Raw genomic sequence first — 19,114 nt, 5'->3', positions numbered from 1 at the left:
GACCGGTGTCTCCGGTCAGTCCTTGCCGGACCCGCCGAGCTGATCGACGACAGCATCGGCGACCTCACGCATCGTGAGGCGGCGATCCATCGAGGTCTTCTGGATCCAGCGGAAGGCCTCCGGCTCGGACAGACCCATGTTGGTCTGCAGCAGGCCCTTGGCGCGATCCACGCGCTTGCGGGTCTCGAAACGCTCGCCGAGGTCGGCGATCTCGGACTCGAGCTGGGTGATCTGCTGGTAGCGGGAGATCGCGATCTCGATCGCGGGCAGCAGATCCGCCGGGGTGAAGGGCTTGACGACGTAGGCCATCGCGCCGGCATCGCGGGCGCGCTCGACGAGCTCGGCCTGCGAGAACGCCGTGAGCATCACGACGGGGGCGAGGTTGTCCTCGCCGATGCGCTCGGCGGCGGTCACGCCGTCGACCTGGGGCATCTTCACATCCATCACGACCACGTCGGGTCGCAGCTCGCGGGCCTTGGTCACGGCGCTCTCGCCGTCACCGACCGCAGCGACGACCTCGAAGCCTGCCTCGGTGAGGGTCTCCACGATGTCCATGCGGATGAGGCTCTCGTCCTCGGCCACGACGGCGGTGCGTCGCGGGGTCTCCTCCTCGTCCGGGCCGGAGAAGTCCTGCTGATCGTCGGGAAGGGGGGTGGTGTCGTCAGTCATGTCGCCCTGTGTCTCGGGTAGTGCCTGATGCGGGGTGCCGTGCACCCACGCGGTCGAGGCCGGTGGTCATCAGCGGTATCCTAGTCCAGCCCTCCTCTGAGGGGGCGAGCCGGGTTGGCGGAATGGTAGACGCGGCGCACTCAAAATGCGCTGTCCTTTGGGCGTGCGGGTTCGAGTCCCGCACCCGGTACGAGCAGGGCATGGCGCCTCCGCAGAGCGCCCGCCCATGAGACGGCGCCCGTCGGCCTTCCGGCCGCGGGCGCCGTCTCATACGGTGCAGCGTCTCAGTTCTCGGGCCCGGCCGCGATGCGGTCCGCCTCGATCCGAGCGGACTCGGTGCCGTCGAGGTCACCGATCCGGTGCACGCGCAGCGTGTTGGTCGAGCCGTGGACTCCGGGAGGGGAACCGGCGGCGATCACGACGAGGTCGTTCTTCTGCAGGCCCTTGCTCTCGCGGAGCATCGCGTCGGCCTCCGCGACCATCTGGTCGGAGTCCTTCTGCATGGGCACCAGGTGCGCCTCGATGCCCCAGGTCAGCGACAGCTGGCGGGCGACCTCGGGATACGGGGTCATCGCCAGCAGGGGGATGGTGGGGCGCAGGCGCGAGAGCCGGCGCGCGGTGTCACCGGACTCCGTGAAGGTCACCAGGTACTGCGCGGAGAGCTGGTCGCCGATCTCGGCGGCCGCACGGGTGATCGCACCGCCGCGGGTGTGGGGGATGGTGCCCAGCGGGAGGATGCGGTCGGCGCCGTTCTCCTCCGTGTTGATGATGATGCGGGCCATCGTGCGGACGGCCTCGAAGGGGTACGCGCCCACGCTGGTCTCGCCGGAGAGCATGACCGCGTCGGCGCCGTCGAGGATCGCGTTGGCGCAGTCGGAGGCCTCTGCGCGCGTGGGGCGCGGGCTGGTGATCATCGACTCGAGGACCTGGGTGGCCACGATGACCGGCTTCGCGTTGCGGCGGGCGAGCTCGATGGCGCGCTTCTGCACCAGCGGGACCTGCTCGAGCGGCAGCTCGACGCCGAGGTCGCCACGGGCGACCATGATGCCGTCGAAGGCGCCGACGATGGAGCGCAGGGCGCGCACGGCCTGCGGCTTCTCGATCTTGGCGATGACGGGGACCCGGCGGCCCTCCTCCTGCATGATGCGCAGCACGTCGTCCATGTCATGGGCGTCGCGCACGAAGGACAGGGCGATGACGTCGGCGCCGAGGTTCAGGCCCCAGCGGAGATCGGCGATGTCCTTCTCGCTCATCGCGGGGATGGAGACCGCGACGCCGGGGAGGTTGATGCCCTTGTTGTTCGAGACCGGTCCGGGGACCTCGACGACCGTGGTGACGTCCGTCGCCGTGACGTCGGTGACGCGCACGGACACCTTGCCGTCGTCGATCAGCAGGGAGTCACCGGGGCGGCAGTCGCCCGGGAGGCCCTTGAACGTGGTGGAGACGCGCTCCTTGGAGCCGACGATGTCGTCCGTCGTGATGACGAAGGTGTCGCCGACCTCGAGCTGGTGGGGGCCGCTCTCGAACGTGCCGAGCCGGATCTTCGGGCCCTGGAGATCGACGAGGACGGCGACGTTGCGCCCGAGGTCCTCGGCGGCCTTGCGGATGTTCGCGTAGACCTGCTCGTGATCGTCGTAGGTGCCGTGGCTGAGGTTCATCCTCGCCACGTTCATCCCGGATTCGATCAGGGTCCGGATCTGGTCATAGGTGTTGGTCGCCGGACCGAGTGTGCAGACGATCTTCGCTTTGCGCATGTCAACCCATCAGTAGTTCGAGTAAGGGCCGCGGCCCTCCGGCGGGCACCACGAAGTGCTCGCCGTACTGGCCGCAGCGTCGCGTGGTCCCCCTAGTGTTTCACACCGTGACGGGCTTCTCTCCGGGACGCACCGGCGAGGGCAGGGAGGACGAGCCCATGAGGGCCCGATCGACCGCCGCCGCACAGGCGCGACCTTCGGCGATCGCCCAGACGATCAGGCTCTGACCTCGGGCGCAGTCCCCCGCCGTGTAGACGTTCGGCGCCGTCGTGGCCCAGTTCTCGTCGTGCACGATGTTGCCACGCGAGGTGATCTCCACTCCCAGGGAGGCGAGCAGTCCGTCCTCCTGGGCACCCGTGAATCCCATCGCGATGAGCACGAGGCTCGCGGGCAGGACGGTCTCGGTGCCCGGGGTGGGCACCCGGGTCCCGTCGCGGTACTGGGTCCGGGCGACCTTCAGCCCCGTCACGGCACCGTCCTCGTCGACCTCGAAGCCGGTCGTCGAGGCGAGATAGGTGCGGTCACCGCCCTCCTCATGGGCGGCGGAGACCTCGAAGAGGACCGGGTGAGTGGGCCACGGCTGGTCCTCGTTCCGCTCGGCAGGCGGCTGCGTGCCGATCGCGAGGGTCGTGACCGACCGCGCGCCCTGGCGCAGCGCCGTGCCCAGGCAGTCGGCGCCGGTGTCCCCGCCGCCGATGATCACGACGTCCTTGCCCTCCGCGGAGATCCCGTTGTCCACCCAGTCCCCCTCGACCAGGCGATTGGCCTGGGTCAGGTACTCCATCGCCGGATGCACGCCGACGGCGTCGTGGCCGGGGACGGCGAGCTCGCGGGGCGTGCTCGCCCCCGTGGCGAGCACCACCGCGTCGAAGCGGGACCGCAGGTCGTCGACGGACAGGGCGCCCTCCCCCGTGCCGCCCACGTCGATCCCGGTGCGGAACCGCGTGCCCTCGGCGCGCATCTGCTGCAGGCGCCGGTCCACATGGCGCTTCTCGAGCTTGAACTCGGGGATCCCGTAGCGCAGGAGCCCGCCCAGGCGGTCGTCCCGCTCGAGCACGACGACGGAGTGCCCGGCTCGGGTGAGCTGCTGGGCCGCGGCGAGCCCGGCCGGCCCCGAGCCCACCACGGCGACGGCGCGACCCGTCTGCCGCGCGGCCTCGACGGGCTCGACCCAGCCCTCTTCGAAGGCGCGGTCGATGATCGAGACCTCGATGTTCTTGATCGTCACGGGCGGCTGGTTGATGCCCAGCACGCAGCTGGACTCGCACGGCGCCGGGCAGGCACGGCCGGTGAACTCCGGGAAGTTGTTCGTCGCGTGGAGCCGCTCGGCCGCCTCCTGCCAGTCGTCGCGATAGACGAGGTCGTTCCACTCGGGAATCAGGTTCCCCAGCGGGCAGCCCTGATGGCAGAAGGGGATGCCGCAGTTCATGCAGCGGCCGGCCTGGCGGGACACGACGTTCAGCGTGCCCTTCTCGCGGGCCTCGTACACCTCCCGCCAGTCCATCAGCCGCACCGGCACGGGACGACGGGGCGGCAGCTCCCGATCTCGGTTCCGCAGGAATCCGCGAGGATCAGCCATGAGTGCTCTCCATGATCTCGTTCCAGACATCGTTCGAATCGGGGTCGATCCCCTGGGCCAGGGCGTCCTCGCGGATCCCGGTGATGCGGAGGAACGCGCGGGGCGCGATCTCCGTGAGCCGGCCGAGGAGCTCCTCGGGGTCGGCGAGCAGCGCGGCGGCCCGGTCGGACCCGGTGCGCTCGGCGTGCTCGGAGATCGCGTCGAACACGAAGGACCGGTGGTCCTCCCGCACGGCGCTGATCTCGAAGGTGGCGGCGTCCTGGGCGTTCAGCGCCGTCGGATCGAGGTCGAGGACGAACAGCGTGCCCCCGCTCATCCCGGCGCCGAGGTTGCGGCCGGTCGGGCCCAGCACGATCACGACGCCGCCCGTCATGTACTCCGCCCCGTGATCGCCGATCCCTTCGACGACGAGCGTCGCCCCGGAGTTTCGCACCCCGAAGCGCTCCCCCGCCGCGCCGGCGAGCAGGAGCCGGCCGCTGGTGGCGCCGTACGCGCAGGTGTTGCCGGCGATCACGGCCGAGGTGAGCGAGGGCTCCGTGGCGGTGCCATGGCCCACGGCGATCACGCCGCCGGAGAGACCCTTGCCCACGTAGTCGTTGACGTCGCCGGTCACGTGCATGCTGATGCCGCGGGGCAGGAAGGCCCCGAAGGACTGCCCTCCGGTCCCCTCGAGGTCCAGCACGATGGAGTCGTCGGCGAGGCCGTCTCCCCCGGTGCGGCGGGTGACCTCGTGTCCCAGCAGGGTCCCGGTGCTGCGCTGGACGTTGCGGATGGTGTCGGAGATCCGTACCGAGGCGGACTGTCCGTCGATGACGGGCGCGGCCTGGGCGATCCACGGGTGGTCCGCGGCGCGGTCGAGCTGGTGGTCCTGGCCGCGGCGGCGCCGCGGATGGTCGCCCGGATGGATGGTGGGCGACGCGAGGATCGCTCCCAGGTCGAGCCCTTCCCGCTTGGCCGCGCCCAGGGCCGACCCGCTGCGGGCGTCCTCGCGCAGGCCCAGCAGGTCGCTGCGCCCGATCGCCTCGTCCAGGCTGCGCAGGCCGAGGGCTGCGAGGTGCTCGCGCACCTGCTGGGCGACGAACTGGAAGAAGGTCACCACGTGCTCGGCGCGCCCTGTATAGCGCGAGCGCAGCTCGGGGTTCTGGGTGGCCACGCCCACCGGGCAGGTGTCGAGGTGGCACACCCGCATCATGACGCAGCCGGAGACGACCAGCGGGGCGGAGGCGAAGCCGTACTCCTCGGCGCCCAGCAGGGCGGCGATGACGACGTCGCGTCCCGTCTTCATCTGGCCGTCGACCTGCACGGTGATGCGATCGCGGAGACCGTTCAGGAGCAGGGTCTGCTGGGTCTCCGCCAGGCCGAGCTCCCAGGGGGTGCCGGCGTGCTTGAGCGAGTTCAGCGGGCTCGCCCCGGTGCCCCCGTCGTGCCCGGAGATGAGCACCACGTCGGCATGGGACTTGGAGACTCCTGCCGCGACGGTGCCCACCCCGAAACGGGACACCAGCTTCACGTGGACGCGGGCCGCCGGGTTCGCGGACTTCGCATCATGGATCAGCTGGGCGAGGTCCTCGATGGAGTAGATGTCGTGGTGCGGCGGCGGAGAGATCAGGCCGATGCCCGGGGTGGAGTGGCGGGTGCGCGCGATCCACGGGTACACCTTCTCCGGAGGCAGCTGACCGCCCTCGCCCGGCTTCGCCCCTTGGGCGATCTTGATCTGGATGTCGCGGGCGAAAGTCAGGTACTCGCTGGTGACGCCGAAGCGGCCCGACGCGATCTGCTTGATCGCGCTGCGTCGTTCCGGATCGCGCAGGCGCTCGGGGTCCTCACCGCCCTCGCCGCTGTTGGACATGCCGCCCAGGCGGTTCATCGCGATCGCGAGGGTCTCGTGCGCCTCCTGCGAGATCGAGCCGTAGCTCATGGCACCGGTCATGAAGCGGCGCGTGATCTCCTCGACCGGTTCGACCTCGTCGATCGGCACCGGCTCGGCCTCCTGGCTGCGCAGCCGCAGCAGGCCACGGATCGTCATCAGCCGCTCGTGCTGGTCATCGACCTCGTCGGTGTACTTCCGGAACTCCTCGTACTGCCGGTGCTTCGTCGAATGCTGCAGGCGGAACACGGCCTCGGGGGTGAACAGGTGCGGCTCTCCCTCCCGGCGCCACTGGTACTCGCCGCCCACGGGAAGGTTGCGGTGGGCAGGGTGCTCGCCGTCGACCGGATACGCCAGGGCGTGCCGGGCCGCGTTCTCCTGCGCGATGACGTCCAGGGTGATGCCCCCGATGCGACTGATCGTGCCGGGGAACCAGGTCTCCACGAGATCCTGCGAGAGGCCCACGGCCTCGAAGATCTGGGCGCCGCGGTAGGAGGCGACCGTGGCGATGCCCATCTTCGACATGATCTTCAGGACGCCCTTGCCGAGGGCCTTGTTGAGGTTGCGGACGGCCTGCTCGGGGGTGATGTCGCTGAGCACCCCACGGCGCACGAGCTCCTCGACGCTCTCCATCGCGAGATAGGGGTTGATCGCGCTCGCCCCGTAGCCGATCAGCAGGGCGGCGTGGTGGACCTCCCGCACGTCGCCGGCCTCGACCACCAGGGCGGCCGCGGTGCGCCGACCCGTGCGCACGAGGTGGTGCTGCACGGCACTGGTCAGGAGCAGGGACGGGATCGGCGCGAGCGTCTGGTTGGCGTCGCGGTCCGAGAGCACCAGGAAGGTGGCGCCGTCATCGATCGCTGCGACCGCCTCCTCGCAGATCTCCTGCAGCCGCCGCTGGAGCGCCGCCGTGCCCCCGCTCACCGGGTAGAGACCGCGCAGGCGCACGGTATGGAAGTCCGCGGTGGCGGGATTCGCATCGACCGCGATGATCTTCGCGAGCTCGTCGTTGTCCAGGATCGGGAAGTCCAGCCCAAGCTGGCGGGCGTGCTGCGCAGTGGCGTCGAGCAGGTTGCGGGACTGGCCGATGGCCACCCCCAGCGACGTCACGATCTCCTCGCGCAGGGAGTCCAGCGGAGGGTTGGTCACCTGCGCGAACATCTGGGTGAAGTAGTCGAACAGCAGCCGGGGCCGCTCCGAGAGCACCGCGATTGGGGTGTCGGTGCCCATCGCTCCCAGCGGTTCGGCGCCCTTCGCGGCCATCGGGGCGAGCAGGATCCGCAGCTCCTCCTCCGTGTAGCCGAAGGTCTGCTGGCGGCGCACCACGGAGGACCGTGAGTGGATGATGTGCTCGCGGGAGGGGAGGTCCGCCAGCTGCACCTTCTGCTCGCGCACCCAGGTGCCGTACGGGCGCTCGGTGGCGATGGTGTGCTTGAGCTGGTCGCTCGGGACGATCTCCCCCGCGGCGAGGTCCACCAGGAAGATCTCGCCCGGGGCGACGCGGCCCGTGCGCACCAGGGAGCTGCGTGGGACGTCCACGAGCCCGGTCTCGGAACCGAGGATCACCAGGTCGTCGTCCGTGATCCAGTAGCGCAGCGGGCGCAGACCGTTGCGGTCCAGCCGCGCGCCGACCTGGGTGCCGTCGGTGAACACCACCGAGGCGGGCCCGTCCCAGGGCTCCTGGAGCGCCGCATGGAACTCGTAGAAGGCGCGCAGATCGGGGTCCATCGTGGCGTCGTTCTCCCACGGCTCCGGGATGAGCATCATGAGGGCGTGCGGGAGGGAGCGGCCCGCGAGGTGGAGCAGCTCGAGGGCCTCGTCCAGACCGGCGGAGTCGGAGGCTCCGGGGGTGTTGATCGGCAGCAGCCGTTCGAAATCCGTCCCGAAGGCGTCCGTGCGCATGCTGCCCTCGGCGGCCCGCAGGCGGTTGCGGTTGCCGATGACGGTGTTGATCTCGCCGTTGTGGGCGAGCGCCCGGAAGGGATGGGCGAGCGGCCAGGCCGGGAAGGTGTTCGTCGAGAACCGCGAGTGGACGATCGCGAGCTCGGAGGTGACGCGCGGGTCGCGCAGGTCCGGGTAGAACTCGTCGAGCTGCACCGGGGTGAGCATGCCCTTGTAGACCATCACCCGTGTGGACAGCGAGGGGAAGTAGGCCCCCGTGGTGTGCTCGACCCGGCGGCGCACGGCGAAGGCCGCACGCTCCAGCTCGAGGCCGGTGCGCGCCCCGGCCCCGTCGACCGCTCCGGCCACGCCTGCCGCGCCGTCCGCACCTGCTGCGTCTGCCAGGAAGACCTGCACGAAGTCGGGGCGGACCGCTTCGGCGGAGGGGCCGACGAGACCGTCGGTGATGGGCACCTCGCGCAGTCCGAGCAGCTGCAGGCCCTCGTCGGCCGCGATCGTCCCGAGAGCGTCCAGCGCCTCTGCTCTGCCGGCCGGATCACGGGGCAGGAAGGCGGTGCCGGCCGCGTAGGCACCGAGGGGCGGCAGCTCGAACCCGACGACCTCGCGGAGGAAGGCATCGGGCAGCTGCACCATGATCCCGGTGCCGTCGCCGGTGTCCTCCTCGGCGCCGACGGCTCCGCGGTGCTCGAGGTTGCGCAGCGCCGTGAGCGCGTGCTCGACGATGTCGTGCCCGGGGCGACCGCGCAGGGTCGCGATCATCGCGACGCCGCAGGAGTCGACCTCGCTGTCGGGGTGGTAGAGGCCCTGGGGCGCAGGGAAGTCCGAGAACCGGGAGGACCGGACGGAGTGCGCCGAGCGCAGATCGTCGGTGGGGTGCGTGGAGCCGGTGGACAGAACGGAATCAGAATCGAGAGATCGCATGGGAGCGAAGCCCTTCCAGGTGGGCGGCCGGTGGCGGGGGGCGTCGGATATCGACGACTGCCCGGTCGCAGGCCCGGGATCCACCTGGCGATCTGCATCGCGCGGGGTCCTGGGTGGCCTACGGTCCGGGTGAGGGATCCTCACCCGTGGACGGAGGCGTCCCGGACTTCTCGACCTCGTCCTCATCGGGACCGTTGCCCGCGGTCTGGGCGAACAGCACGAACGAGCCGTCGGCGGCGACGACCTCTCCCCCGCGGCGCTGCTTGCGCCGAGTGAGGTTCACGAACACCAGGACGCCGAAGAGCACCATGAGGATGGCGACGAGGGTGTGGATGCGCAGGGGGCCGACCATCAGCACCGGCTCGGTGCGGATCGAGTCGACCAGAGCGCGCCCGGCGGAGTAGATGACGACGTAGGCCCAGAACACGCGACCGCCGGCCCACTGGAAGCGTCGGCTCAGCAGCATCAGCACGGCGAGCCCCGCGAGCATCCAGATCTGCTCGTAGGCGAACGTGGGGTGATATGTCCCGGGGACGCAGCCCCCGATGGTCTGCCCGTTCGTCACGCAGGTGACGTCCCAGGCCCACCAGGCGTCCAGCTCCGGTCCGTACAGCTCCTGGTTGAACCAGTTGCCGAAGCGGCCGAGGATCTGGGCGGCCATGATCGTCGGCCCGATCGTGTCGGCCAGGGCGACGAAGGAGACCTTCTTGACGCGAGCCATGATCCAGACGGCCACGGCTCCGCCGGCCACGCCGCCGTAGATCGCCAGGCCGCCCTGCCAGATGTAGAACACCGCGAGCGGGTCGCCGTCGGGTCCGAAGAAGGGGGCCGGGGAGGTCAGCACATGCCAGATGCGCGAGCCGATGATGCCGGCGATCACGGCGACGAACACGATGTCGAAGAGGTCGTCGGCGTTGCCGCCGCGCTGCTCCCAGCGCTTGGTGGACCACCACAGGGCCAGCCCGATGCCGGCCAGGATGCAGATCGCGTAGAAGTGCACCGTGAGCGGGCCGAGGGACACGGAGGAGATGGGCGGGCTGGGGATCATGTCCGTGCACTCCTCACTGTCGTGCCCCGTTCATGCGGGCTGGTGTCGAACCTGGCTGGTGGTCGAGCCGGGCTGGTGGTCGATCCGGGTAGGTCGTCGGGTCGAGCTGGTGATCGGGGCCCTCAGGTCCTGATGTCTCCCGCTCACCGGGGCAGGGCGATCCTCGGATCGAATCCCCGCCGCCGACAGAATACTGCCCGACGGTGCTCAGCGGCGGGCGCGTTCAACCCCTGAACGCAGGTCGTCGGCCACGGCGGCCAGGGCGGTGCGCGAGGCGGTCCCGTCCCCCTCGTTCTCGAGCAGAGCCCGGACGAAGGCGGAGCCGACGATCACCCCGTCGGCGTAGGCTCCGACCTGCGCGGCCTGGTCGCCGTTGGAGACGCCGAGGCCGACGCAGACGTTCTGCGCACCCGCAGCGCGCGTGCGCTCGACGAGGCCCTCGGTCGCCGCGGAGACGCTCGCGCGGGTCCCGGTGACACCCATGGTGCTCGCGGCGTAGACGAAGCCCCGTGTGTGGGAGACCACATGGGCGAGCCGGTCGCGGGGCGAGCTGGGGGCGACCAGGAAGACCCGGTCCACGCCGTGCTCCTCGCTCGCGGCGATCCAGTCGGCGCCCTCGTCGGGGATCAGGTCCGGGGTGATGACCCCGGCGCCGCCTGCCGCCGCGAGATCACGGGCGAAGGCATCCGGGCCGTAGGCGAGGATCGGGTTCCAGTAGGACATCACCAGGATCGCGGCTCCGCGCCCCGAGAGCGCCTCGACGGCCTCGATCACATGGCGTGTCCGGGTACCGCCGGCCAGCGATGCGGAGGCGGCCTTCTGGATGATGGGGCCGTCCATGACGGGGTCCGAGTAGGGCAGGCCCAGCTCGATCATGTCGGCCCCATGGTCGATGAGCACCCTTGCGGCGTCGATCGACCCGGCGAGGTCCGGGTAGCCGACGGGCAGGTAGCCGATCAGGGCCGCACGGTTCTCGGCGCGGGCGGCGTCGATCGCCTCCGCCGACCGCAGACGGTGGGTGTCGGTGGCGGTCATCGCGTCTCCTTCGGATCGGTGCTGTCGGAGGTGGCGCGGGCCTGGGCCCGCAGCGCGGCCAGGTCGCCGGAGGCGGGACCGTCCCCCACCAGGCCGAACCAGCGCGAGGCGGTGTCCACGTCCTTGTCGCCGCGGCCCGAGAGGCTCACCAGGATCACCGCGTCCTCGCCGAGCTCGCGGCCCAGCTCGAGCGCACCGGCCAGGGCGTGGGCGGATTCGATGGCGGGCATGATGCCCTCGGTCATCGACAGCAGGGCGAAGGCCTCCATCGCCGGGCCGTCGTCGATCGCGCGGTACTCGGCGCGGCCGATGTCCGCCAGCCAGGCGTGCTCGGGGCCCACGCTGGGATAGTCCAGACCCGCGGAGATCGAGTGCGAGGGGATGGTCTGGCCGTCCTCGTCCTGCATGACGAAGCTGCGGGCCCCGTGGAGGACGCCCGCCGTCCCGCCGCCGATGGTCGCGCTGTGGCGGCCGGTGGCGATGCCGTCGCCGCCGGCCTCGCAGCCGACCAGCCGCACGAGGGGGTCGGTGTCGTCGAGGAAGGCGTGGAAGATGCCCATCGCGTTGGAGCCGCCGCCGACGCAGGCGACCACGGCGTCCGGGAGGCGACCGGCGACCTCGAGGGTCTGCTCCCGCGCCTCCTCCCCGATGATGCGATGGAAGTCGCGCACCATCACCGGGAACGGGTGGGGGCCGGCGACGGTGCCCAGCAGGTAGTGGGTGCTCTCGACATTGGCGACCCAGTCTCGGAACGCCTCGTTGATGGCGTCCTTGAGAGTGCGGGAACCCTGCGTGACCGCGACCACCTCGGCGCCGAGCAGACGCATCCGGGCGACGTTGAGGGCCTGCCGCTCGGTGTCCTCCTCGCCCATGTAGATCGTGCAGTCGAGGCCGAACAGAGCGGCGGCCGTGGCGGTGGCCACGCCGTGCTGCCCGGCTCCGGTCTCGGCGATCAGGCGGGTCTTGCCCATGCGCTTGGTCAGCAGCGCCTGGCCGAGCACGTTGTTGATCTTGTGGCTGCCGGTGTGGTTGAGGTCCTCGCGCTTGAGCAGGATCCGGGCACCGCCGGCGAGCTGCGAGAAGCGGGGCGCCTCGGACAGCAGGGACGGACGCCCGGTGTACTCGCGGGCCAGTCGCTGCAGCTCCTCGATGAACTCGGGATCCAGCACGGCCTTCTCGTAGGTCTCCCGCAGCTCGTCGAGGGCGGGGACCAGTGCCTCGGGCAGGAAGCGGCCGCCGAAGCCGCCGAAGTACGGGCCGGCCTCGGAGCGCAGCTCTCCCTCCGGTCGGGCGAGATCGGGGATGGTGGGTCGGGAGGCCGAGGTGCTCATGCCTGAGCTCCTTCCGGGACGGTGCGGCCGCGACGGACCACGGAGCGGAACGTGGAGACGGCGTCCCCGGTGTCGCCGGAGGTCACGAGGGCTTCGCCGACCAGGACGGCGTCCGCCCCTGCGACGGCGTACTCCTGGACGTCGGCGACCGAGACGACGGCGGACTCGCCGATCGCGAGAGGCCCGGCGGGGATGCGCCGCAGCAGGGTGGTGGCCCGGGCGAGGTCCACGTCGAGGGTCTTGAGGTTGCGGGCGTTGACGCCGATGATGTCGGCGCCCAGGGCGAGCGCACGATCCAGCTCGTCGTCGGTGTGCGTCTCGACCAGGGCGCTCATCCCGAGCGCCGTGATCTGCTCGTGCAGCTCCTGGAGCTGGGAGTCCTCGAGTGCGGCGACGATCAGCAGGACGAGGTCGGCGCCGTGGGCGCGTGCCTCGAGCACCTGGTACGGGTCGACCACGAAGTCCTTGCGCAGCACCGGCACGCGGACGCGCTCCCGCACTGCGTCCAGATCTGCCAGGGTGCCGCGGAAGCGACGCTGCTCGGTGAGCACGCTGATCGCGGACGCGCCGTGATCGGCGTAGATCGCCGCGAGGTCCGCGGGGACCGGGATCTCCGCGAGGTCGCCCTTCGAGGGGCTCGCGCGCTTCACCTCCGCGATCAGTCCCATCGTGGTGCCGTCGCCGTGCAGGGCGGCGCGGGCGTCGAGCGCCGGGGCAGCCGCACGGGCCAGGTCCTCGAGCTCGGTCGCAGGGACCTGGCCGCGGCGGGTCTCGAGGTCCTCGCGGACCCCGACGATGATCTCGTCGAGCACGGTTCCGGTGGTGACCACGGATACCTCCTGCAGCAGTCGGGGGCGATGCTCGCAGATCGCGAGCACCTCGGGTCCGGTCTCAGGCGCCGATGAAGGAGATCGGGGCGATGAACCAGAAGGCGGGAAGGTTGCGCAGCACGGTGAAGACGGCGATGAGGGCGACCAGGATGTATGCCACCCGGGTGGAGGGCAGCAGGTCGGTGGCCAGCCCGCGCACCCGGCGGATCGTCCAGAGCACGAAGGCTGCGGCCACCAGCGGCAGTGCGACGGTGATCAGCGCATTGCTGCGCAGGGCGAGCAGCAGATCCCCGGCGAGCACGGAGTGCACGGCACGGATCGCGCCGCAGCCCGGGCAGTACAGGCCTGTCAGGTGGTAGACGATGCACAGCGGGATGTCCGTGCGGAACGGGTCGAAGACCAGCTGGACCCCGACCGCCAGGGCGAGGCCGCCGGCCACGATGCCCGCCGGGAGCAGCGCCCTGCGCAGTCCGCGGGCGGGAACGGCCGTCACGGCAGCGCCGTGCCGGTCGCCCACCCCGGTGGTCACCGCGCTTCGGCCTCAGAGGCCCGACGACGGGGCTGACCGAAGCCGGCGAGGGATAGGACGATGCCGGCGATGATCGACACGGCGATCACGCCGGTGCCGATCCACACGAGCAGCACCATCGGCAGGACCATGCCCAGCCCGATGAAGAGGGCGCCGAGGACCACGCCGAAGTTCAGCGTGTAGGCGGCCACGGTCTTGCCCTCGTTGTGGGGCGGGGGCGGCGGCACGGTGTAGGTCTTGGTCATGATCCTTCTCCAGTCAGGGGCCCGGTCCAGGCCATTGTGCCACGTCATCGGCGGGTCGACGCGGAGGCGTCCGCACAGCTCCGCAGGTGGCGCGGCCAGGGTGAGCACCGTCACCAGCACCGTCAGCGGGTGGGGCTCCCGGACGAGCCGTCCTCGCTCCCTCCGGGCGGGGGCTGTGCTCCGTCCTCGGGAGCAGGTGGACCGGCTTCCGGCTCCGGCAGGCCGGCGCTGGGATCTTCGCCCCGGGTGAGCGCATCCCAGGCTGCGGCCGGGTCCTCGGCCGGGTCCGACGGCGCGGCGACCGCCGCGCTGCGGTAGCGGGTCCCTCGCGGCCAGCGCCCTCCCACGAGGAGCACCACGACCCCGATCGCGCAGAGGACGAGCGCGGGCAGGATCGCGAGGAGGGGCCACGTCGTGGCCGCGGCATCGACCTGCGAACCGACCACCCCGGTGGCCTCGGTGACCGCTCCGGCCGCGGCTCCCTGAGGGTCGAGGGTGACGGCGAACGACGACCAGGCCGCGCCGAGCCCGGCCACGATCAGCACCGGCCCGGTGACGAAGCGCACCCAGGACGAGGCCAGGGAGGTCGCGAGGGATGCGGCGATGGCCACGATCGCCAGGGCGAGCACCGCGGGGGCGGCGTCGGTGCCGGTGACCGCGACGGACTGCGCGCTGCCGGTGAGATCAGGGGCGTCCGCCTGGGCCCAGGTCAGCCGCGTGGCACCGATCAGCAGTCCGGAGAAGACCGTGCCCGCGAGCACGGTGACGGCGCGGCCGGGACGAGCGCCGGTTCGGCGGCCGGACGTGCGCTGCTGCGGGCGATCCTGCTGCGGGTCGATCGGCGCTGCCGGTGTCGGGGTGCTCATGCGGGGCGCAGCGTGTCGGCGGAGGCCACGGCGCGCAGGGCCGCCGCCGCCTTCGACTGGGTCTCGCGGTACTCGGTGGTGGCATCGGAATCCGCCACCACACCCCCGCCGGCCTGCACGTGGGCGGTGCCGTCCTTGAGGACCGCTGTGCGGATCGCGATCGCCATGTCCAGGTCTCCCGCGAAGTCGATGTAGCCCACGGTGCCCCCGTAGACGCCGCGGCGCACCGGCTCCAACCGGTCGATGATCCGCATCGCCGAGGGCTTCGGTGCCCCCGAGAGGGTGCCCGCGGGGAACGTGGCCCGCAGGGCGTCGTAGGCCAGGGCGTCCTCGCGGATCGTCCCGGTCACCGTGGAGACGATGTGCTGGATGTGCGAGAAGCGCTCGATGTGCATGAAGTCGCGCACCACCACCGTGCCGGGCTCGCAGAACTTCTGGAGGTCGTTGCGGGCGAGGTCCACCAGCATCAGGTGCTCCGAGCGCTCCTTGGGATCGGCGAGCAGCTCCTGGCCCAGGTGCTCGTCCTCCTCCGGGGTGGCCCCGCGCGGCCGCGAGCCCGCGATGGGGTGCGTGGTCGCGGTCCGGCCCCGCACGGTCACCAGCGACTCCGGGCTCGCGCCCACCACGTCGATCGGCTCGCCGTCGGCGTCGATCGTGCGCAGCAGGTACATGTACGGGCTGGGGTTCATGCGCCGCAGCACCCGATAGACGTCCAGCGGGTGCGCCGCGGCCGGGAGGGAGAACCGCTGGGAGGGCACCACCTGGAAGATCTCGCCGTCGACGATGTCCTGGACCGCCTCGTGCACGGCCCGCTCGTAGTCGAGCCGCGCGGTGCGGGACTTCGGCTCGAGGTCGCGCACTGTCTCGTAGACCATCGCACCGCCGCTCAGCGGAGTCCGCAGGCGGTCCCGCATCACGTCGAGGCGGGCGATCGCGTCGTCATAGGCGGCGTCCACCCCGTCGTCCGTGGCGTTGAGGTTCAGGGCGTTGGCGACCAGGACGACCGTGGAGTCATGGGCGTCGTGGACCACGACGTCCTGCGCCAGCAGCATGGAGAGGTCCGGCAGGCCCACCTCGTCGGGCGGGGAGTCGGGGAGCTTCTCCCAGTGACGCACGGCGTCGTAGGCGATGTATCCGACCATGCCGCCGGAGAACGGCGGCAGGTGGGGCTGCCGGGCGGCGCGGAAGGCACTGGTGACCTCGCGCAGCGCCTCGACCGGGCTGCCGTCGACGGGCACCCCGCTGGGGACGTCCCCGATCCAGCGGGCCCGGCCCTCGTGCTCGGTGAGCACGGCGCGGGCGCGCGTGCCGATGATCGACCAGCGGGAGGACTCGCCCTCGCCGGCGGATTCGAGGAGGAACGTGCCGCGGCCGTCACCGTCCGCGGTGAGGCGGCGGTACAGGGACACGGGGGTGTCCTCGTCGGCGAGGAGCCGCACGCTCACGGGCACCACGCGCTGGCGGGCGGCCAGCGCCCGGAACGTGGCGCGGTCGGGCTGGATCACGCCCAGGGTGTCGCCCTCCCGGCCGGCGACCAGCTCGGGGTAGACCTCGGAGCGGTCACCGGCGGCGGAGCTGCCGGCGGCGGATGCTCTGGCGGGGCGATCAGTCGGGGCAGGGGTGGGACGGTCGGTCATGCGGTGCGCTCCGTGGGGTCCAGGACGACGGCGCCCAGGTCGCCGCCGTCGAAACAGGTCTCGGTGCCGCGATGGCAGGCGGCGCCCACCTGGTCCACCTCGATCAGCAGGGTGTCGGCGTCGCAGTCGATCGCGACGGAGCGGACCCACTGCACGTGTCCGCTCGTATCGCCCTTGCGCCAGTACTCGCGCCGGGACCGCGACCAGTAGGTGGCGCGGCCGGAGGTGAGCGTGCGGTGCAGGGCCTCGTCATCCATCCAGCCGACCATCAGCACACGATGGTCGGCGGCGTCCTGGACGACGGCGGTGATCAGGCCGGCCTCGTCACGCTTCAGACGCGCGGCGAGCTCCGGGTCCAGGCCCGAGACGGGGACGGCGGGCTGCGTGGCGGTGGGCTGCGGGGCAGCAGGCTGGGCGGCGGCGGGCGTGGTCACAGCGCGCGCTCCAGCTCCTCCGCGCGATCGGCGCGCTCCCAGGTGAACTCGGGCAGCTCCCGGCCGAAGTGGCCGTGCACCGAGGTGAGGGCGTAGATCGGGCGCAGCAGGTCCAGGGCGTCGATCAGCGCGGCGGGGCGCAGGTCGAAGACCTTCCGCACGGCAGCCGCGATCTGGTGGGCGGGACGGTGAGCGGTGCCGAACGTCTCGACGTAGAGACCCACGGGCTCCGCGACGCCGATCGCATAGGCGACCTGCACCTCGCAGCGGTCCGCGAGGCCCGCGGCGACGATGTTCTTGGCGACCCAGCGCATGGCGTACGCCCCGGAGCGGTCCACCTTCGAGGGGTCCTTGCCGGAGAAGGCTCCGCCGCCGTGACGGGCCATGCCGCCGTAGGTGTCCACGATGATCTTGCGGCCGGTCAGGCCCGCATCGCCCTTGGGCCCGCCGAGCACGAAACGGCCCGAGGGGTTGATGTGGGTGGTGACGTCCGAGACGTCCAGGCCCAGCGCCGCGAGGTCCTCGAGGACCGGAGCGACGACCACCTTGGAGATGGCCGGTGCGAGCTGGCTGGCGAGGTCGACCTCCTCGCTGTGCTGCGTGGAGACGACGACGGCCTCGACGGTGCGGGCCACCCCGTCCTCGTCGTAGCCGATCGAGACCTGGGTCTTGCCGTCGGGGCGCAGGTAGGGCAGCACGCCGTCGCGACGGGCCGCCGAGAGGTTCGCGGTGAGCCGGTGCGCCGCGTGGATCGGCAGCGGCATCAGCTCAGGGGTGTCGTGGCAGGCATACCCGAACATGAGTCCCTGGTCCCCGGCGCCGAGCCGTGCGAAGGCTTCGGCGGCGGCGTCGCCGCGGGTCTCGAAGGAGGTGTCCACACCCTGGGCGATGTCCGGTGACTGCGCACCGATGGAGACCTCGATGCCGCAGGAGTCCGCGTCGAAGCCCTTCTCGGACGAGTCGTAGCCGATCTCCCGGATGACGTCGCGCACGATCGTCGCGACGTCGCTGTAGCCGGTGGTGCGGACCTCGCCGGCCACGTGCACGAGGCCGGTGGTCACCATGGTCTCGACGGCGACGCGTGCGTCGCGGTCCTGGGACAGCAGGTCATCGAGGATCGCATCGGAGATCTGGTCGCAGATCTTGTCCGGGTGGCCTTCGGTGACCGATTCTGAGGTGAAGGTGCGCAGCTCGCTGGAGGTCATGCGGACCAGGGTACTTGCGGCAGCCGACCGGCGAGTTCGTCGAGCACCGCGTGAGCCACGACGGTCTTGCTGCCCGTCGCCTCGGCGACCTCTCCCCCGTCGCCGTCCAGGATGCGCACGGCGTTGTCGGGGGAGCCGAACACCCCTGCGGTGACGTCGTTGAAGACCAGCAGGTCAGCACCCTTGCGACGGGCCTTGGAACGGGCCAGCTCCAGGGCGGAGCTGCCGTTCCCGCCGGTCTCGGCCGCGAAGCCGACGATCGCGGGGCGCTCACCGTCGCCTCGATCCAGCACGCTGTGACGCAGGATGTCGTCGGTGCGGCGCAGGGCGATCGTGGGCACGGAGTCGCCCTCGGACTCGTCCTTCTTGATCTTCTCCCGGCTCGGCTCGGCGGCGGTGAAATCTGCCACAGCGGCCGCCATGACCAGCGCGTCCACGCCGCGGCGGTGCTCGGTGACGGCCGCGGCGAGGTCGGCGGCACTGCCGACGTCGAGCCGTCGGGCGCCGGGCGGCGTCTCCAGGTCGACGTTCGCTGCGGCCAGGAGCACGCGGGCGCCCCGTACGAGAGCGGCGTGGGCCAGGGCCCAGCCCTGCCGTCCGGACGAGTGGTTGGCGAGGAAGCGGACCGGGTCCAGATCCTCCCGGGTGCCGCCGGCGGTGATGAGCAGCTCGCGCCCGGCGAGGTCCTGGAGGATCATCCCGCGCTCGTCGCGCGGTGCCGTGATCGCGGCGCGCGCGGCCTCGAGGAGCGCAGCGGGCTCGGGCAGCCGTCCGGGTCCGGAGTCGGGGCCGGTCAGGCGGCCGACGGCAGGCTCCAGCACGATGACGCCGCGCTCTCGCAGCACGGCGACGTTCTCGACGGTGGCCGGGTGATCCCACATCTCGGTGTGCATCGCCGGGGCGACGACCACCGGTGCCCGGGTCACGAGCAGGGACGCGGTGAGCAGGTCATCGGCGCGTCCTGCTCGCATCCGCGCCAGCAGGTCGGCGGTGGCGGGAGCGATCACGACCAGGTCGGCCTCCTGGCCGAACCGGACGTGCGCGACCTGGTCGACGTCCTCGAACACCGACGTCAGGACCGTGTGCCCGCTGAGGGCCTCCCAGGTCGCAGCGCCCATGAACTGCAGCGAGGACGCGGTCGGGACGACGCGCACGTCGGCCCCTNCCGGGTGCGCGTTCTTGTAGGCGGCGATCCCTCCGCCGACGCCGACCAGGACACGGGCACCAGCGAGGGTGCTCTTCACGAGGCTCATCGCAGCTCC

At 71.5% G+C, this 19,114-nt stretch carries 15 protein-coding genes and 1 tRNA gene; 1 reads left to right on the top strand and 15 read right to left on the bottom strand.

The features are described from left to right. Positions 1-15: 15 nt before the first annotated feature. Positions 16-669: an ANTAR domain-containing response regulator gene (locus ABD093_RS06615; RefSeq protein ID WP_193117261.1), complete on the bottom strand. Its 654-nt coding sequence runs from the start codon at positions 667-669 to the stop codon at positions 16-18. Between the two features lie 108 nt (positions 670-777). On the opposite strand from ABD093_RS06615, the gene ABD093_RS06610 reads away from it, so the two are divergent. Continuing rightward, a tRNA-Leu gene (locus tag ABD093_RS06610) sits at positions 778-859 on the top strand. A gap of 94 nt (positions 860-953) precedes the next feature. On the opposite strand, the gene pyk is transcribed toward ABD093_RS06610, so the two are convergent. The 14 genes from pyk to coaBC all read right to left on the bottom strand — a co-directional run bounded on the left by pyk (position 954) and on the right by coaBC (position 19,105). Beyond that, positions 954-2,423 carry a pyruvate kinase gene (pyk, locus tag ABD093_RS06605; protein WP_193117262.1) on the bottom strand — a complete coding sequence of 490 codons (1,470 nt, stop codon included), beginning with the start codon at positions 2,421-2,423 and terminating at the stop codon, positions 954-956. Between the two features lie 100 nt (positions 2,424-2,523). Next, a complete protein-coding gene (locus ABD093_RS06600) occupies positions 2,524-4,002 on the bottom strand; it encodes a glutamate synthase subunit beta (RefSeq protein WP_343923269.1) in 1,479 nt (492 codons plus the stop codon). Further along, entirely contained in the window at positions 3,995-8,692 is a 4,698-nt protein-coding gene (gltB, locus tag ABD093_RS06595; protein ID WP_343923267.1) for a glutamate synthase large subunit, read from the bottom strand. The genes ABD093_RS06600 and gltB overlap by 8 nt, the downstream gene beginning before the upstream one ends. Before the next feature lie 118 nt (positions 8,693-8,810). Next, entirely contained in the window at positions 8,811-9,740 is a 930-nt protein-coding gene (lgt, locus tag ABD093_RS06590; protein ID WP_193117265.1) for a prolipoprotein diacylglyceryl transferase, read from the bottom strand. A gap of 207 nt (positions 9,741-9,947) precedes the next feature. After that, positions 9,948-10,775 (bottom strand): tryptophan synthase subunit alpha, encoded by an 828-nt coding sequence (gene trpA, locus ABD093_RS06585; protein ID WP_193117266.1) that lies wholly within the window; start codon positions 10,773-10,775, stop codon positions 9,948-9,950. Next, positions 10,772-12,106 carry a tryptophan synthase subunit beta gene (gene trpB / locus ABD093_RS06580; protein WP_343923264.1) on the bottom strand — a complete coding sequence of 445 codons (1,335 nt, stop codon included), beginning with the start codon at positions 12,104-12,106 and terminating at the stop codon, positions 10,772-10,774. Before trpB ends, trpA begins: the two co-directional genes overlap by 4 nt. Then, positions 12,103-12,936, bottom strand: a complete 834-nt coding sequence (gene trpC / locus ABD093_RS06575; protein ID WP_343923262.1) for an indole-3-glycerol phosphate synthase TrpC — start codon at positions 12,934-12,936, stop codon at positions 12,103-12,105. Before trpC ends, trpB begins: the two co-directional genes overlap by 4 nt. Before the next feature lie 61 nt (positions 12,937-12,997). Next, the gene (locus ABD093_RS06570) at positions 12,998-13,465 is read right to left on the bottom strand and encodes a DUF2752 domain-containing protein (RefSeq protein WP_343923260.1); all 468 of its coding nucleotides are present in this window, start codon (positions 13,463-13,465) and stop codon (positions 12,998-13,000) included. Next, entirely contained in the window at positions 13,462-13,710 is a 249-nt protein-coding gene (locus ABD093_RS06565) for an HGxxPAAW family protein (protein WP_343923258.1), read from the bottom strand. Before ABD093_RS06565 ends, ABD093_RS06570 begins: the two co-directional genes overlap by 4 nt. 122 nt (positions 13,711-13,832) lie before the next feature. Further along, on the bottom strand, positions 13,833-14,576 hold the full coding sequence (locus tag ABD093_RS06560) for a Trp biosynthesis-associated membrane protein (RefSeq protein ID WP_343923256.1): 744 nt from the start codon (positions 14,574-14,576) through the stop codon (positions 13,833-13,835). Beyond that, positions 14,573-16,213 carry an anthranilate synthase component I gene (locus tag ABD093_RS06555; RefSeq protein ID WP_343923254.1) on the bottom strand — a complete coding sequence of 547 codons (1,641 nt, stop codon included), beginning with the start codon at positions 16,211-16,213 and terminating at the stop codon, positions 14,573-14,575. The genes ABD093_RS06560 and ABD093_RS06555 overlap by 4 nt, the downstream gene beginning before the upstream one ends. Further along, entirely contained in the window at positions 16,210-16,647 is a 438-nt protein-coding gene (gene hisI / locus ABD093_RS06550) for a phosphoribosyl-AMP cyclohydrolase (RefSeq protein WP_343923252.1), read from the bottom strand. The genes ABD093_RS06555 and hisI overlap by 4 nt, the downstream gene beginning before the upstream one ends. After that, complete coding sequence (gene metK / locus ABD093_RS06545) at positions 16,644-17,852, bottom strand: methionine adenosyltransferase (protein ID WP_193117273.1); 1,209 nt, start codon at positions 17,850-17,852, stop codon at positions 16,644-16,646. The genes hisI and metK overlap by 4 nt, the downstream gene beginning before the upstream one ends. After that, complete coding sequence (gene coaBC / locus ABD093_RS06540) at positions 17,849-19,105, bottom strand: bifunctional phosphopantothenoylcysteine decarboxylase/phosphopantothenate--cysteine ligase CoaBC (RefSeq protein WP_343923249.1); 1,257 nt, start codon at positions 19,103-19,105, stop codon at positions 17,849-17,851. The genes metK and coaBC overlap by 4 nt, the downstream gene beginning before the upstream one ends. Between the last annotated feature and the right edge of the window lie 9 nt (positions 19,106-19,114).

The organism is Brachybacterium tyrofermentans, from assembly GCF_039526165.1.
In the GTDB taxonomy this organism is placed as follows: domain Bacteria; phylum Actinomycetota; class Actinomycetes; order Actinomycetales; family Dermabacteraceae; genus Brachybacterium; species Brachybacterium tyrofermentans.
This window is presented reverse-complemented; position numbering and strand designations above follow the sequence as displayed.

Coding starts and splice junctions, on each gene's coding strand:
- trpB (WP_343923264.1), bottom strand. CDS start 12,106: ATGAGCACCTCGGCCTCCCGACCCACCATCCCCGATCTCGCCCGACCG.
- trpA (WP_193117266.1), bottom strand. CDS start 10,775: ATGACCGCCACCGACACCCACCGTCTGCGGTCGGCGGAGGCGATCGAC.
- ABD093_RS06615 (WP_193117261.1), bottom strand. CDS start 669: ATGACTGACGACACCACCCCCCTTCCCGACGATCAGCAGGACTTCTCC.
- gltB (WP_343923267.1), bottom strand. CDS start 8,692: ATGCGATCTCTCGATTCTGATTCCGTTCTGTCCACCGGCTCCACGCAC.
- metK (WP_193117273.1), bottom strand. CDS start 17,852: ATGACCTCCAGCGAGCTGCGCACCTTCACCTCAGAATCGGTCACCGAA.
- pyk (WP_193117262.1), bottom strand. CDS start 2,423: ATGCGCAAAGCGAAGATCGTCTGCACACTCGGTCCGGCGACCAACACC.
- ABD093_RS06555 (WP_343923254.1), bottom strand. CDS start 16,213: ATGACCGACCGTCCCACCCCTGCCCCGACTGATCGCCCCGCCAGAGCA.
- ABD093_RS06600 (WP_343923269.1), bottom strand. CDS start 4,002: ATGGCTGATCCTCGCGGATTCCTGCGGAACCGAGATCGGGAGCTGCCG.
- ABD093_RS06565 (WP_343923258.1), bottom strand. CDS start 13,710: ATGACCAAGACCTACACCGTGCCGCCGCCCCCGCCCCACAACGAGGGC.
- lgt (WP_193117265.1), bottom strand. CDS start 9,740: ATGATCCCCAGCCCGCCCATCTCCTCCGTGTCCCTCGGCCCGCTCACG.
- ABD093_RS06560 (WP_343923256.1), bottom strand. CDS start 14,576: ATGAGCACCCCGACACCGGCAGCGCCGATCGACCCGCAGCAGGATCGC.